This is a genomic window from Actinomyces sp. S6-Spd3, assembly GCF_000758755.1.
Taxonomy (GTDB): domain Bacteria; phylum Actinomycetota; class Actinomycetes; order Actinomycetales; family Actinomycetaceae; genus Pauljensenia.
On sequence record NZ_JRMV01000278.1, the window covers coordinates 1 to 14,720 of the forward strand.

8 protein-coding genes are annotated in these 14,720 nt (G+C 61.6%); 5 read left to right on the forward strand and 3 right to left on the reverse strand.

Annotated elements, in window-relative coordinates; translation table 11 throughout:
- A partial coding sequence (fumC, locus tag HMPREF1627_RS06320; protein WP_034502147.1) for a class II fumarate hydratase occupies window positions 1-1,329 on the forward strand: 1,329 nt, incomplete at its 5' end.
- Window positions 1,330-1,473: 144 nt separating this feature from the next.
- On the opposite strand, the gene HMPREF1627_RS06325 is transcribed toward fumC, so the two are convergent.
- From HMPREF1627_RS06325 to HMPREF1627_RS06335, 3 genes are read right to left on the reverse strand one after another with little or no spacing between them, the layout of a single operon-like run.
- Window positions 1,474-4,860, reverse strand: coding sequence for a Swt1 family HEPN domain-containing protein (locus HMPREF1627_RS06325; protein ID WP_034502149.1), 3,387 nt, complete (start codon window positions 4,858-4,860; stop codon window positions 1,474-1,476).
- A 14-nt stretch (window positions 4,861-4,874) separates the two neighbouring features.
- On the reverse strand, window positions 4,875-7,628 hold the full coding sequence (locus HMPREF1627_RS06330) for a DUF1156 domain-containing protein (RefSeq protein ID WP_081940783.1): 2,754 nt from the start codon (window positions 7,626-7,628) through the stop codon (window positions 4,875-4,877).
- A 27-nt stretch (window positions 7,629-7,655) separates the two neighbouring features.
- The gene (locus HMPREF1627_RS06335) at window positions 7,656-11,186 is read right to left on the reverse strand and encodes a helicase-related protein (RefSeq protein ID WP_052040872.1); all 3,531 of its coding nucleotides are present in this window, start codon (window positions 11,184-11,186) and stop codon (window positions 7,656-7,658) included.
- Window positions 11,187-11,334: 148 nt separating this feature from the next.
- Between HMPREF1627_RS06335 and HMPREF1627_RS06340 the strand changes: the two genes are divergently transcribed.
- From HMPREF1627_RS06340 to HMPREF1627_RS06355, 4 genes are all read left to right on the forward strand, one after another.
- Window positions 11,335-11,760: an OsmC family protein gene (locus HMPREF1627_RS06340; protein WP_034502152.1), complete on the forward strand. Its 426-nt coding sequence runs from the start codon at window positions 11,335-11,337 to the stop codon at window positions 11,758-11,760.
- Between the two features lies 1 nt (window position 11,761).
- On the forward strand, window positions 11,762-12,565 hold the full coding sequence (locus tag HMPREF1627_RS06345; protein ID WP_034502154.1) for a thymidylate synthase: 804 nt from the start codon (window positions 11,762-11,764) through the stop codon (window positions 12,563-12,565).
- Entirely contained in the window at window positions 12,562-13,095 is a 534-nt protein-coding gene (locus HMPREF1627_RS06350) for a dihydrofolate reductase (RefSeq protein ID WP_034502156.1), read from the forward strand. The genes HMPREF1627_RS06345 and HMPREF1627_RS06350 overlap by 4 nt, the downstream gene beginning before the upstream one ends.
- A gap of 77 nt (window positions 13,096-13,172) precedes the next feature.
- Window positions 13,173-14,507 (forward strand): MFS transporter, encoded by a 1,335-nt coding sequence (locus tag HMPREF1627_RS06355; protein WP_034502157.1) that lies wholly within the window; start codon window positions 13,173-13,175, stop codon window positions 14,505-14,507.
- The last annotated feature ends 213 nt before the right edge of the window (window positions 14,508-14,720 follow it).

Here is a 14,720-nt window from a genome sequence, read left to right on the forward strand (position 1 = left end):
GAGCGTTCGCTGCACAATTTCGACATCGGCCGTAACACTTTCGTCTGGGGCCGCCCGATGGTGCGCGCACTGGGAACCCTGAAGAAGGCTGCTGCGCTGGCAAACGCCGAACTCGGCGAGCTGCCCCAAGATATCGCAGACCTGATTGCACGCGCCGCCGATGAGGTCATTGAGGGCAAGCTTGACGACCATTTCCCACTGGTTGTCTTCCAGACCGGTTCGGGCACCCAGTCGAACATGAATGCCAACGAGGTGATCTCGAACCGCGCCATCGAACTTGCGGGCGGCGTCATGGGCTCCAAGACTCCCGTTCACCCCAACGACCACGTGAACCGCGGCCAGTCCTCAAATGACACCTTCCCCACCGCAATGCACATTGCTGTGGTCCAGGAGCTTCAGGCGATGTACCCGCGCGTTGAGCAACTGCGCAACACCCTGGACAAGAAGTCGAAGGAATACGCCGACGTCGTCATGGTTGGCCGCACCCACCTGCAGGATGCAACGCCCATTACGCTTGGCCAGGTTATTTCCGGCTGGGTCGCGCAGATCGATTTCGCACTTGATGGCATTCACTACGCGGATTCTCGCGCACGTGAACTCGCAATTGGCGGAACCGCGGTGGGAACCGGCCTCAATGCTCACCCTGCATTCGGTCAGCTGGCTGCACAGAAGATTTCTGATGAAACCGGCATCGAGTTCAAGCAGGCCGATAACCTCTTCGCAGCCCTGGGCGCACACGACGCGCTGGTATTGGTTTCCGGCGCACTGCGTGTTCTGGCAGATGCACTCATGAAGATCGCCAACGATGTGCGCTGGTACGCTTCCGGCCCGCGCGACGGCATCGGCGAGCTCATCATCCCCGAGAACGAACCCGGATCGTCGATTATGCCCGGCAAGGTCAACCCGACCCAGTGTGAGGCCATGACTATGGTCGCAACCCAGGTCTTCGGCAACGATGCAACCGTCGGTTTCGCTGGTTCACAGGGCAACTTCCAGCTCAACGTTTTCAAGCCCGTCATGGCATGGAATGTTCTGGAGTCCATCCGTCTCCTGGGTGATGCCTGCGTTTCCTTTGATATCCACTGCGCATACGGCATTGAGCCGAACCGCGAAAAGATTCAGCACCACCTGGATATCAACCTCATGCAGGTGACGGCCCTGAACCGCCACATCGGTTACGACAAGGCCTCAAAGATCGCGAAGAATGCCCACCACAAGGGCATTTCACTTCGCGAGTCCGCTCTGGAGCTCGGTTTCGTCACGCCCGAAGAGTTTGATGCATGGGTTGTTCCCGCGGATATGACGCACCCCAGCGCCGCTGACAAGTAAGCCTACTGGGTATCACGCGCAGTTATGTCCCGGTTTGGACCTGATCTGCCTCCCGTTTCTTGGACATCGAAATTGAAGTCTAGGGAATGGGAGGCTTTTCATGTCTGTGGATCTGCGGTTGAGGCATGATCGTTTGCTTCGGGATCATTCATCGAAGCCGTAGCTGCGGAATCGGAGGTTTGCCGAGTTTTCACTCACGGTACGCCGCACGGAGCTATCAAATTCTTGATCTGCTTCGGCCTCAATCTCCAGACGTACTGACAGCCGAGCGCCGGCAGTACGCAGATGGTCCAGGACCTCCGTGTTGATGGAGATCAACTGTTTGCTAAAACCGGAGGCCTCCAGCTCGATGGAAGCCCAGTAACGCCGGGGTCCGGGCTGCGGCGACAGTGCGACCGCATTGTCACCCGGGTGCGTCCTCGTGTTGTCAACCGGGCCGGTAGGCCCACTCCCTGAGTCGCCGACTCCCGTGGAATCGTTCGCGATCGTTCCCCCGGGCTCCGCCGCACCGCGTCCGCGTGCCGCTTCCTCAGCCTCCACCTGGTTCCGCGCCTTTTCCAGCGAGACCAGCAGCGTGTTGTCCGTGACGGTGAAGTGTGCGTTGTTGTCCGGCGGGATGATGAGCCCCACGTAGGAGCCGTCGGGACCCTTGCCCCTGGCCACGGCGAAGGTCGGTGACACGCTGAGTGGTGCACCGGCCACGGCATCGTCAAGGACCTGGCGGTTCTTCAAGCGCAGCATGTAGGGGAACTTCGTGAACCACTCCCAGAGGGTTTTGACGCTCACCTCGCCGTCTTGCTCCCACACGCTCTTGAGTTCTTGGCTCAGCACGTGGCCGAGGTAGGAGGCGTCGAGGAGCGGGATCAGTGCCTCCTCCCTGCGCAGCTTCTCGGTGATCGCTGTGGCGATCGGCCCGGAACCTGTGATTTTTGACGCCGACAGCGCCAAGGGCTCACGCGGGTCGTCCTGCACGGGGAAGACTGCCCACACGTAGGACTCCCGCAGCAGGGCCGCGACCAGCGCGTCCGCCTGATCGGCTTTCTCCTTCGCCTGCCTGGACTGCTGGGCAGACAGGTCAAGGGAGTCGGCGGAATCGCTGACTCGACGCCAGCCGAGGTACTGGCGTGTCGCGGCCTCCAGTCGGTCCATAGCGTCGTAGTCGGCGGTGGCGAACACCAGGGTGTTCTTGTGGATACGCTGCGCGCCCGGTCCCGCTAGTGCTCCCATGATCCACGTGTGGGCGCTGCTCTTGTCGCGATCGTTCCTACGCCACGTGTGGCGCGGGTGGACGACGACCAGACGGGTCTCCATGGTGTCGGGCACGTCCGCCCCGGTTTCCGGTGCCACGTGCACGGCAGCGAAGTCGCCTCGCTGGGAAGCGAACTCACGCTGGAGCCGCCGTTGGACCTCGGCGTACACTGTCTCCGGGTCTTCACGCAGCTGCTCAGCGTACTCGTTGGCGGTTTTCTGGACGGAGGCCTGGGTGTCAAACCAGTACTGCCCATTCTCCTCGTAGAAGTGGATGGAGCGCTGAGAAAGCTGCTCGAGGGCGGTAGGGAAGTTGCCGATGGTGTCCCCCGGGGCCGCAGTGCCCAGCCACACATTCCTCTTGTCCAGCCCCTTCGCCTTCGCACCGCTCCTGGGTGCCGAGCCAAAGAAGACAGTGCGCGCCAGGCGCTGCGTGATCAGCCGGTGCCCCAGGTTGGGCCTATCAGCATCGATCGCAGCGGGCGTCGAGTCGGGCCCGTCGATGTCACTGTCGATGATCGCTTTCCACGAGTCGGGCAGGTACTGGGTGAGGTCAGGATTGATGCGCGAAGCGGAGGCCATCACACTGCCCGGTTGGATGAGCGCGGAACGGTCGTCCACCCGCCACAGCTCATGGACGATGTCGGACACCAGGTTGAGGACGCCCCTGGTGCGCTGGAAGCGGTCCAGGGAGGACCAGTCGTCGTAGAGACGGTCGAGCAGTTCGGGGTGCAGCGGATAGGAGTCGCGGATCCGCTGCTCGTAGTCGCTTGTCGCCACTTCCTTGGGGAATGCGCCGGGGCTGTCGCGGTAGAGGCGCACGTATGCTTTGGCGATGGTGGCGATGCGCCCGCGCGCCTCCGGGTCGGGGTCCTGGAAGACGCGGCGACGCACGATTTCGAAGGACTCGTTCTTCGTGGAGGGCCGCCACTGGTCGGCGACGCGCCCGATAACGTTGAGGAGGCGCTCCAGGGCGAGGCGCCCGTTACGCCCTCCGACTTCAAGGTCGTTGACCTGTTCCCCCGCTTCTGCGGCGTCCGAGGCGGGGATTGACACGAGGAGCATGCACCCGTCCACGGCGGCGACAGCTTCGGCCAGGGCTTGGGCGAAACTGAACTGCGTCTCGAAGTCTCCGGCGGGCACGTCACGGTCGACCAGTTGTCGCGCGTAGGCGACCCATTCGTCGATGAGGATGAGGGCGGGGCCGTGGCGTTCGAGCAAACGCCTGATAGCGTCGCCCGGGCTGGTTCCTGCGGCGTCGTCCGCAGCGATCATGTCGTAGGCATCTCGTCCGCCCAGCTGCCACGCGAGTTCCCCCCAGATGGTGTTGACCTGGGTGCCGTCGTCTTTCTTGGAGCCCGAGGCCGGGGACAGGCTGGTACCGACGATGGCGACGCGGCGCACGTTGAGGGCGTCGAAGGCGTCGGCTCCCACGCCCGAGCTGTCGATAATGTCCTGGATGGCCTGGGGCAGGTGCGCGGCGGGTGTCCCTGAGAACAGGTGGTAGAGCGCCAGCATGGAGTGGGTTTTACCGCCGCCGAAGTTGGTCTGCAGGTTGACAACGGGGCTTGCGCCCTCCTGGCCGGATATCCTACGCAGTGCCCGGCCCAGGAGGTCGGTGAGACCATCGGTAAGGTAGGTGCGCTGGAAGAAGGCGACGGGATCCGTGTATTCACGGTTCGTGTTCTCACCGATGGCGACCGTATGCAGGTCGGCGGCGAACTCAGCGGAGGCAAAAGAACCCCGCATAATCTCTTCGTGGGGGCGGATGAGGTCGCGCCAAGCAGTGAGCCCTTCTCCAGCTTCCAGTTTAACGGCGGTGCGCCTCCGGTACTCGCTGTCCGTTTGCTTGGACAGCATGGTGCGCTGCAGCTCCAGCTTGATCGCCTCTACGTCGGCGGCGGAGTCTGGCGCGTTCGCTGCGCGCAACAGCAGAACCATCGTATCGAGGGCGCGCAACACCTGTTCGCTTGAAAATGGCTGTTTATGGGCCCATAGGTTACGCACTTCGCGCAGCTCCGAGGCGTAAGCCTGTTGCGTGCGACTGAGTACGTCGGAGAATGCTCTGCCTCGCTCGGTAATGACGCGTAACTGCACGTATGGATCGTTTTTGCTAAGGGTTCGAATTGACCCGCCGTACTTACGAGCATCTTCTTCCGCCAGACGCGTTGGCCAATCCTCCGAGTGAAAAACCTCCGTCATCACGGGGTCGACAAGGTCGAGGAGGCCTTCAGAGAGCAAAGAAAAGGCTCGATCGATGCGATCGCTGTTGGTGAGTGCCACGTGAGTCTCCTCTATCAGATGTCGAGTTCGGACTGGGTACCGGTCAGGATCGGTACGTACTGTTTGGCCTTCAAGGCTACGTCACCCCAGGAGGTGACCAGGGCGTTGAGGGCCTGCGCGTCCTCACCGTCTCCCTTCCTCTCAGCTTCATGGAAGAGCAGGAATCCGAGTTCTTTGATGGCGGACAGTGGAATACTCGCCGGGAGCTGCGCGACCAGTTCACCGACTTTTTCAGTACCCGACGACTGCATGCAGGCGGCGAGCCGCAGGGTTGCCTCCCAGATGGAGAGGCGAGAGTCTTCGCTTGGGTTCCATTCGGTATCAAGTTCGCTGATACTGAGTAGGCGCCCCTTTCCACCTGCCGTCACGAAAATACCGCCGCGTTCAAGCTCCGCGATAGATGTCTGGGTGGTCCGCGCCAGCTGATCGGCGATACCCGATGTCTCAGGCCGCCACCCGTATTGGCGGTACCACCGCACGGCGAAGCGCGTGTCGGGGTCGAAATCGGATTCCTGTTCCCCGAGGACCTCGTCGAGGGTGCGGTTGATGAGTTCCAGGGCTTCACGTGTCCCGATGTCTTTTCCGCTAGCGGAGCGCACGCGTGCATAGCGGGAGAACACGGCGATGCCTGGCCCGATGGCGGCCTGCGCCAAGTCAACGGGGGCAATGTCCCCCTGCATGAGGGTCCGCAAAGCTTCCGGAAGCTCCGCCTTCATACGCTGTACGAAGGCACGCTGTGTTGTCGTCGGCGCGTCATCGGGACGGGGACGGCAAGCCAAGACAATCGAAGAGGCAAGCGCGTTCGTTCCGACGCTCAGCATCCGTCCACTCCGTTCACTGCGCACCGGCCACGTAGCCGTCACTTCCCAACCCGCGCCAATGAGACCGTCAAGCAGGGTATGCCACCCCGTCGACGTCTTGCCGTCCTCGCCGTTGTCTTGTTGCTTATACGCGTAGTAGACGGTCATCGGCACATCCGGGTTTGCACCCCGGCGTATGCGATGAAATACTGTGTTGAAGCCGTCGATAAAGAACTTGGCCGCATCATCTTTTCCGCCGTGGCGATAGGGGTTCGCGACGAGCTCCTCCGCCTTAGGCGTTAGCATCGTTGACACCAGCGATGGATGAATTCCCTGCAAGCACCGACGCAGCCACACATAGAAGAAGTCGGAGAGGTCGGAGTAGCCAATATTGTCGTAGTAGGGAGGATCGGTCGAGACCACGAGACCCGAATAGTCGCGCGCGTCGGCGCTCTGGTGTCTGGTCTGCCCCACACCACCCGCAGGAAGACGCTCGACAACCTCAGCGATCCACTTAACCTGGCCCAAGAAATTGCCAGATGATGACGAAAATGGGTTTGCCTCTGCGAAGTCCCACACCATCGGAATCGCCTGTCGAGAAAACAAATTACGAAGTCCATCGCGCGAAGAATTCCAGCTTGTCAGAGAATTCGAATAATCGGTCATCCTACTCACTCCGAGCGCCAGGTAAGTGGCGATAGCGTCCGCATAGGCACGAGCGCCCGTTCCGCCTGCTTCCAGAGACTCGCCCTCGTTCAAACCCGATGCGAGTGCGTCAGAGAGAACTCGTTTGTGCATCTCGCCCACCAGATCTGAGAATGTCGTGAGCGCAACCAGCTGTCGGTTCGTAAATGCATCCGCCCATGTCGGCATTCCGTACATGGGAAGCCGATCAACATCATGGTTTCGGGTAGGAATCAACTGATTCGGAACGTCTGCCGGGCGTTCAACATGCGCAGCATCAGAATGTTCATCCGTCGGAGACACGTACAGACGTCCCCACCTATCTTCAGCGACTACCGCAATCAGGTGGGCAGACAAACGCCCTACCTGAGCTTCGGACCGAATATATTTGATATCAATAGGGGTTTCATCGCCGACAGCAATCGCGTTTCCACGACTAATCGTCCCGTCATCGCTTCCCTTTGGCCCGTTCGCGTCGTGGACAACCTCGTAGTGGACATGGCCATCACGAACTGTCGCGCGAACCCATGCTTCTTTCCCTTTCTTCTTTGACAGCCACCAGGAGTTCACCAGTGGAACTTCGATCGGATTGGCAGGGTTTGGGCTGGTAACGGTACGCGCCCATTTCCAGGCGATCACGGTGTGTTCCGTGCCCCCTGGCGCTTTGACCTTTGGGTAGAGGTGTCCGATGCGGCGCTCCGCTTCATCCCGCATCGCCTCTCCGTAGTATCGAATATCCTCCGCGAGTCCCTCTGCACCCTGGTATCCGTGCTGGTCTGCGATCCCCGGATGAACGGGGACACCTCCTCGAAATCGTGGAGGAATATCGATCAGCGCTTTATTGATAAGAACTGCCAGTGGGTTGAGGTCCGACGCCTCAGCGCGGCACCCGAGCCTCTGCGCCTCCAGGGGGATGGACCCACCCCCCGCGAAAGGGTCGACGACGGCAGGAATGTTCCCCCCATTGGAACGACGAATCTCCGCGCGTGCCTGGTCCATCAGAGCTTTATCAGCGCTGTTTTCCCATACGACTAACCGACTCATTAGCTCGTGCAAACGTGCACGCTCAGCATCTTGCTCTTCCGTGGTAGGGAATTCTTCGGGACGCGACGAAGGATCATCGACAAGTTGCGCGAACAGGATGGCACGAGCTGTCGCGAGTGGCTTACGCGACCAGTACAGATGCAGTGTGGACGGATGCCCGTGGCGGATGGATTTCTCACGCGCCGAAGCGGCGTTGATCGCCTCCAGGGGCAGGGACGTCTCGATGAGTTTCTTCCTCATGACAGTGCTTTCCTCAATACCTGTGGCTCACGCGGGACCTATCCCGCGCTGCCAGTACTTGTTCCACCGCTCATTGTACGAGAGCGTCGTCACGGTGGGGTCGATGTGTGCGAACGCGTCATAGACGTACCGAAGTTGATCGTGGGCAGCTCCCCGAGGGCTCACACTCACGAGAGCCAGCACGTGGTGGCCTTCCTGGGTATGAGCAAAAGCCACCTCATTCGCCGTCACTGTGAACGTCGGCGCCCCCTCGATGCGGCCCTTCACCTCGATGAACACGCGGTTGCCCGCCCCATCCGTCGAAGAGATATCGAAACCGGGATTCGAATGGGGCATCTCCTGGGGCGAGCGCCCCAGTGCCCGCTCCACCCTCATGACCGCGGCAACCGCCCGTCGATCGACTTCGGCGGTATCGCGGGCGAAAGGTGCCGGGCCCCCACCTGCCAGGGCCTCGGGAACAATGAGCGCGCGAGCGCACAGACGCGGCGATTTCGCTGTCAACTTAGCTGCAGCATCAAGCTCACCGATCCTGCGTTCCAAACGCTCTTCCATCTCACGAGCATGTCGCTGTGCTGATGCTGAACTTGTCCTCGGCGTCCTTCCGGCCAATTCTTCGTCGTGTGACATAGCAGCACGGTCGTACCACAGCTGAGCCTCAGCATTCAGACGATCCTTGACTTGAGTGCGGGTGCGCTCGATCTCATGATCGCGCTGCGCATGGATCTCCTTCATGCGTACCCGAACACCCTTCTCATATGCTGCAGAGCGGATCCGTTCCAACCGACCATGCTGATCAGGAACCTCGCAGGCCCGAGCATTCTCTACCTCGTCGGATCGGGGTGCATCGCAATCCAAGTAAGGGGGAATCTCGCTAACAGTTTCCGTAGTACCCGACAGAACGTAGTCGAAGTGGCGCGACACGACATGGCGCAGCCCGTCCGTGATCGTTTCTTCCACAATGCCGAGTAGCGTTGGCTCATTGACCAGGCCACGGCGATCAACAAGAACTGTTCCTCGCTCAAGTATGTGCGATAGATCCTCTAACGTGACTGCGATAAGTGCATCGAGCAATGGATGCCCCAGTGCGATGAGCGAGACTTCAAGCTTCGGGTCCGATGCTCCAGTAGGCACGAAGGTTACTCGCTCATAACGCTTCGGCAACGGGGCAGCCGGATTCAGGATCCGCGCGGCTCGCATCACCCGCGGGGGAACGCGGTGAATTTCGAATCTCCCTGGTTCACGTGCTTCAAGGCGCACACCAAGACGCCACAGGGCAGATCGCGTAAACGCCTCGATGTAACCCGGTTGCAGTCGACGGGCACGAGCACGCTCCATGAGCTCCCGGATAGCCTCCACGTTTGACTCTGTCGACATGTCTCGAACAAGTGCTCTCTCATCCATCAGAGCCTGGAGACCGTGGGACACAGACTCATCAATGACGCTACCCAAGCGCTCGCGCACCTCTGGCAGATCACCATAGCGAATGGCTTCCACAAGAAGCTCACGCAGCGGCTTGTTGTCGAAGATAGTCCCGCCGCCCAGCACATGGAACAGCTTTCCCATATATGCCTGATCCATCTGGTCGATCTTCGACAGCAAGGTAAGGAAAACATCACCCTCGCGCGTCCCTTTGGCCACCAGGTTCCACAGATGGCACACTTCCGACTGTCCAATTCGATGGATGCGCCCGAAGCGCTGCTCAATGCGATTAGGATTCCACGGCAGGTCATAGTTGACCATGAGGTGCGCGCGTTGCAGGTTTAGGCCTTCCCCGGCAGCGTCCGTGGCCAACAAGACCCGCACACTGGGGTTGTGCGTAAATTGCTCACGAATCGCCAACCGTGCGGCACGGGAGGTCCCACCGTGGATGACTTCTACTGCCTCGGATTTTCCAATATGTGCGGCTATTCTACGCTGGAGATAGTTGATCGTATCCCGATGCTCCGTAAACACAATGATCTTGCGAGGCACTCCGTCTGGATCTGTCAGAAGCTGCTCGGACAGAATCTGACGCAGCTCGTTCCACTTCCTGTCATCACCGGCGTTCCACACCGATTTGGACAGCGCGACGAGTTCCTCGAGAACACCAATTTCTCGAGCAAGTTCTTCCTTCGTTAATGCGGCAGTCGCGGAGTCGACAACCTGTTCCATCCGTTCCTCAAAACGCGCGCGTTCTGCTTCTGACATGTCGCCGTCAGCATCGTCGAAGTCATCAAGGTCAGCCATGGTCGCATACGCGTGGTCATAGGGATCGAAGAACTGCTCATCCGCTCCCGGCGAAGTGCCTCCGATGGCCCGGGTGCCTACGCGATCGATCTCATTCAGACGCTGCCGAAGTCGCTCCACGCGACGCTCAAGGGAGCGAGTAATCGCCTCTGGACTAGAGGCCAGACGACGCTGCAGAACGGTCAATGCAAAGCCGACGGAATTACGCCGACGTGACTGTCCTTGCTCCCCTATTCGATCCGCACGCCCCATCTCTGTACGGACATATTCGCTAACCCGGTCATACAGTTCTTGCTCAGCATCCGACAGGTCATACCCAACGGTATATGCACGACGCTCTGGGAAAAGCGGTTTCCCCTCAAAGGTCAACAGGTCTTCCTTCACCATCCTCCGCATCAGGCCACGGGTATCAGTCCGATGCCTCTCTGAACGATAAGGCCCCTCGAAACGATCCCGATCCAGCAATGTCAGAAAAAGCTGGAAGTCCTCTTCTTTCCCCGCATGCGGTGTTGCGGTCATCAGAAGGAAATGCTGCGCCCGCTGAGACAGCACTCTGCCCAACGTGAACCGCTTGGTGGTTTTCACTTCCCCATTCCACGATGTGTAGTGAGCGCTCATCCGGTGGGCCTCATCGACAATCGCAACGTCCCAGCTCACTTCACGCAGCTGATCCATCAGTTGCTCGTTACGTGAGACCTGGTCCATCCGAACAATCAGGTACGGGTGGTCGTCAAACACATTGCCCCGGGCAGACTCGACCATTGACATTGTCAAAACATCAAAAGAGAGTCCAAACTTCGTCTGCAGCTCTTCCTGCCATTGATCAGCCAAGCCACCGGGCGACACGATAAGCGCACGTTCGCAGTCGGAGCGTAGCATCATTTCTTTCAAGTACAGCCCCGCCATGATAGTTTTCCCAGCACCAGGATCATCCGCCAGCAAGAATCGCAACGGGACCTGCGGGAGCATATGCTCATAAACGGCACGAATCTGGTGGGGAAGCGGCTCGATATTCGAAGAAGACACCGCAGCCATCGGGTCGTACAACGCTGCATTTTTTATACGCAGAGCCTCTGCTGCCAACATAAATTCACGGGGATCCGCATCATATTTCGTCTGTTGACCGTCAGCATCAGCAATCACGATATGATCCAGATCATCCGCCGACAAAACGCGCGAATCGATGGCGCCGGTACCATCGCGGAAAATCACTTCCGACGCGGATTCCCCTACAGCATGCACGGAAATTACTTCAACGTTTTCTCGACCAACTAAACCCGAGAGACGCGTCCCGGGAGTAATACCACCGAGCCCCACTGCTCCAGCTTGCATGCTTTCCTGATCGCTCCCTTGAGAACAGCTGACAGATATCACATAAGCATACAGCAGAAGGCCAGCATCCCGAGGCCGCGCATCCGCCAGGAGTGATGTTGGTGTGCCCAGACGACAGACGGGACAACGAGGGGACACAATAGACCCCATGAGTGATACGCCTAAGTCTCTGTACATGCAGCGTACGGGCGTGCGTCAGTACGTCGCCCGCAACCAGGACGGCGCCGAGATCCGTATCGTCCACGGCCCCGGCCTCTTCTCCCCCGGCGACCTGCTCAAGCTCGCGATCGCGGGCTGCAACGCAATGAGCTCGGACGCGCGCCTGGCTGCCCGCCTCGGCGATGACTTCGAGCAGTTCGTCGGCGTGTCCGCTGACTACGACCAGGCGGGCGACCGCTTCACGCACGTGGACGTTGAGCTGGTCCAGGACATGTCCGCGCTGAGTGAGGACGAGATCGCTGACCTGCTGCGACGCGCAGAGTCCGCCATCGGGCGCAACTGCACGATCGAGCACTCGGTCGTCGACCAGGCCCTGCCGGCCTCGCGCACCTGGACCAACGAGCGGATCGACTGACGTGAGCGCCGTCGACCGCCAGTACGAGGACCTGCTGGCGCGCATTATGCGCGAGGGCACCCCCAAGGGTGACCGTACCGGCACGGGCACGCGTTCCTTGTTCGGGGCGCAGCTGCGCTACGACCTGTCCAAGGGCTTCCCGCTGATCACGACGAAGCGCGTGCACTTCAAATCGGTGGTCGGCGAGCTCCTGTGGTTCCTGTCGGGGTCGTCGAACGTGTCCTGGCTCCAGGACAACGGGATCCGCATCTGGAACGAGTGGGCGGACGAGAACGGCGAGCTGGGCCCGGTGTACGGCGTCCAGTGGCGTTCGTGGAACGCCGGGGACGGTCGCCACATCGACCAGATCTCCCAGGTCCTCGAGATGCTGAAGACGAACCCGGATTCGCGCCGCATGGTGGTCTCGGCGTGGAACGTCGGCGACCTGCCGCAGATGGCGCTCGAGCCCTGCCACGCGTTCTTCCAGCTGTACGTGGCCGACGGCCGCCTGTCGCTGCAGCTCTACCAGCGCAGCGCGGACATGTTCCTGGGCGTGCCCTTCAACATCGCGTCCTACTCGCTGCTCACCCACATGTTCGCCCAGCAGGCGGGCCTGGAAGTCGGCGACTTCATTTGGACGGGCGGGGACTGCCACATCTACTCCAACCACACGGAGCAGGTGAGAGAGCAGCTGAGCCGCGAGCCGTACCCGTTCCCTCGCCTGGAGCTCACGAAGGCCCCCTCGATGTTCGAGTACTCCTTCGACGATATTTCGGTGACGGACTACCAGCATCACCCCACGATCAAGGCTCCGGTCGCGGTATGACGAAGCTGGGGGCGATTTGGGCGCAGGATTGCAACGGGATCATCGGGACGGGCACGGCCATGTCCTGGCATGTTCCCGCTGATTTCCGGCACTTCAAGGAATCCACGATGGGCTGCCCGATCATCATGGGCCGCCGCTCGTGGGAGGCTCTCGGACGCGCCCTGCCGGGCCGTACGAACATCGTCATCACCCGCAGGCCCGGGTACGAGGCCGAGGGCGCTCTCGTCGTCTCCTCCGTCGATGAGGCGCTTCAGATCGCTCGCGAGGAAACGGCGCGTACGGACGCCCCCTACATCTGGATCACGGGCGGGGCTCAGCTCTACGCGCAGACCCTTCCCCTCCTGGACGAGGCCGTGGTGACCGACCTGGAGCTGGACGTGGCCGCGAGCGCTCCCGAGGGATCGACCTTCGTATACGCGCCGCCGCTGGATCCGGCGCTGTGGCGCAGGGACGAGGAGCGCAGTGACGCGCAGTGGCGTGAGCGCTCCGGGGACGCTCGCTGGAAGGTGAGCACCTGGGTGCAGCGCTAAGCGACGCTCCCCCCCGCTTCGATACCTGTCCGGCAAGGCCCCGCGCATCGCGCGGGGCCTTCGTCGTAGGATGCACTGTGCCCTCATCACCTTTGCTGACGAATCCGACGCTGCGCGCGCTCGTGGCGATCGCGCTGTTTACGTACACGGCGCAGAACATGCTCAACGTGTCGATCGCTCCCCTGTCGCGCGCTCTGAACCTGCCCGAGTGGATCGTGGGCGCGGCCGTGTCCTTGGCGGCCGCCGCGGTGACGGCGCTCAGCCAGTTCTGGGGGCGCCGCTCGATCGCCTGGGGGCGCAGGCGCGTCATCCTGTTGGCGCTGTTCTTGGCACTCACGGCGGGCACGCTCTTTTCCGCGGCTGTGTGGGCGCGAGCGGCCGGTTACATCGGCGCTTTCCTCGCGGCGGGCGCCATCATGGCGGCGCGCGGCCCCTTCTTCGGAGCGGCCGTCGCGGCTATCCCGCCGACGGGCCAGGCCCTCGTCGCCGAGGTGACCCCCGACGAGGTCTCGCGCGTGCGCGGCACGTCCGCGTTTTCCGGTGCGATCAACCTGTCAGTCATGGTCGGCTCCCTCGTCTCCTCGGCACTGGGAGCCTGCTGGATCTTCGGCCCCGTGCACGCCACCCCGATTTTCGTCCTCATCGCCCTGGCCATCGCCCTGTTCTGGCTGCCCCGCGACGGAGCATCGACGCGCCCAAGGAGGAGCCTGCCCCGCCTGACGGCCAGGAACACGGAATCCGAGCAAGCGGCCCCGGCCTCGTCGACTGAACCGGTGACAAATTACGCGAGCGGTGCGACGGCCACCGCCGACCTACCCCCGCGCGTGCGGTGGACCGACCGGCGCATCGCCCCGTGGATCGCTTCGGTGTTCGGCATCTACTTTGCGAACGGCGTCGTTCAGATCACGATGGGTTTTCTCGTCCAGGATCGCGGCGGACTCGATCCCGCGCCCGCCGTCTCCGTGACCGCCCTCATGCTACTGGCCAACGCCGCTGGCGCCATGCTCATGCAGCTGATCGTCGTGCCGCGCCTGGGGTGGAGTCCGCGCAGACTGCTGCGCGCCGGCATGACGCTCGCCCTCGTGGCCCTCACGTGCCTGACGATCGCGCCGTCGCTGTGGGCGCTGGCTGTCTCAACGTTCGCGATGGGCGTCGCCTCGGGCATGGCCTCCCCCGGCTACTCGGCGGGCGCATCCCTGGCGGTGAGCGCACGCGAGCAGGGCGGCATCGCCGGCGTCATCAACGCGACCGGCGCGATCACGTGGATCGTGGCCCCCGTGAGCGCCACGGCCCTGTACGGCTGGATGCCGCTGTCGCCCTTCGCGCTGGCACTCTCACTGGTCGCGCTGTCGTGCGCGTGCGCCTGGTGGCTCCTGCACCGAGCGGACATCGGGGCACGCGCGCGCGACTAGGACGAGTGCCCCACACCTCACAGCGCGCGCGGCGCTATCCTAGGAGGGTACGTAAGCCCTACGCGAAGGAGCCACCTGTGGCACAAGAAACCCGTACCGAATCCGATTCCATGGGCACCGTTGAGGTTGCCGCAGATCGTTACTGGGGCGCACAAACAGAGCGTTCGCTGCACAATTTCGACATCGGCCGTAACACTTTCGTCTGGGGCCGCC

Coding starts and splice junctions, on each gene's coding strand:
- HMPREF1627_RS06340 (WP_034502152.1), top strand. CDS start 11,335: ATGAGTGATACGCCTAAGTCTCTGTACATGCAGCGTACGGGCGTGCGT.
- HMPREF1627_RS06350 (WP_034502156.1), top strand. CDS start 12,562: ATGACGAAGCTGGGGGCGATTTGGGCGCAGGATTGCAACGGGATCATC.
- HMPREF1627_RS06330 (WP_081940783.1), bottom strand. CDS start 7,628: ATGAGGAAGAAACTCATCGAGACGTCCCTGCCCCTGGAGGCGATCAAC.
- HMPREF1627_RS06335 (WP_052040872.1), bottom strand. CDS start 11,186: ATGCAAGCTGGAGCAGTGGGGCTCGGTGGTATTACTCCCGGGACGCGT.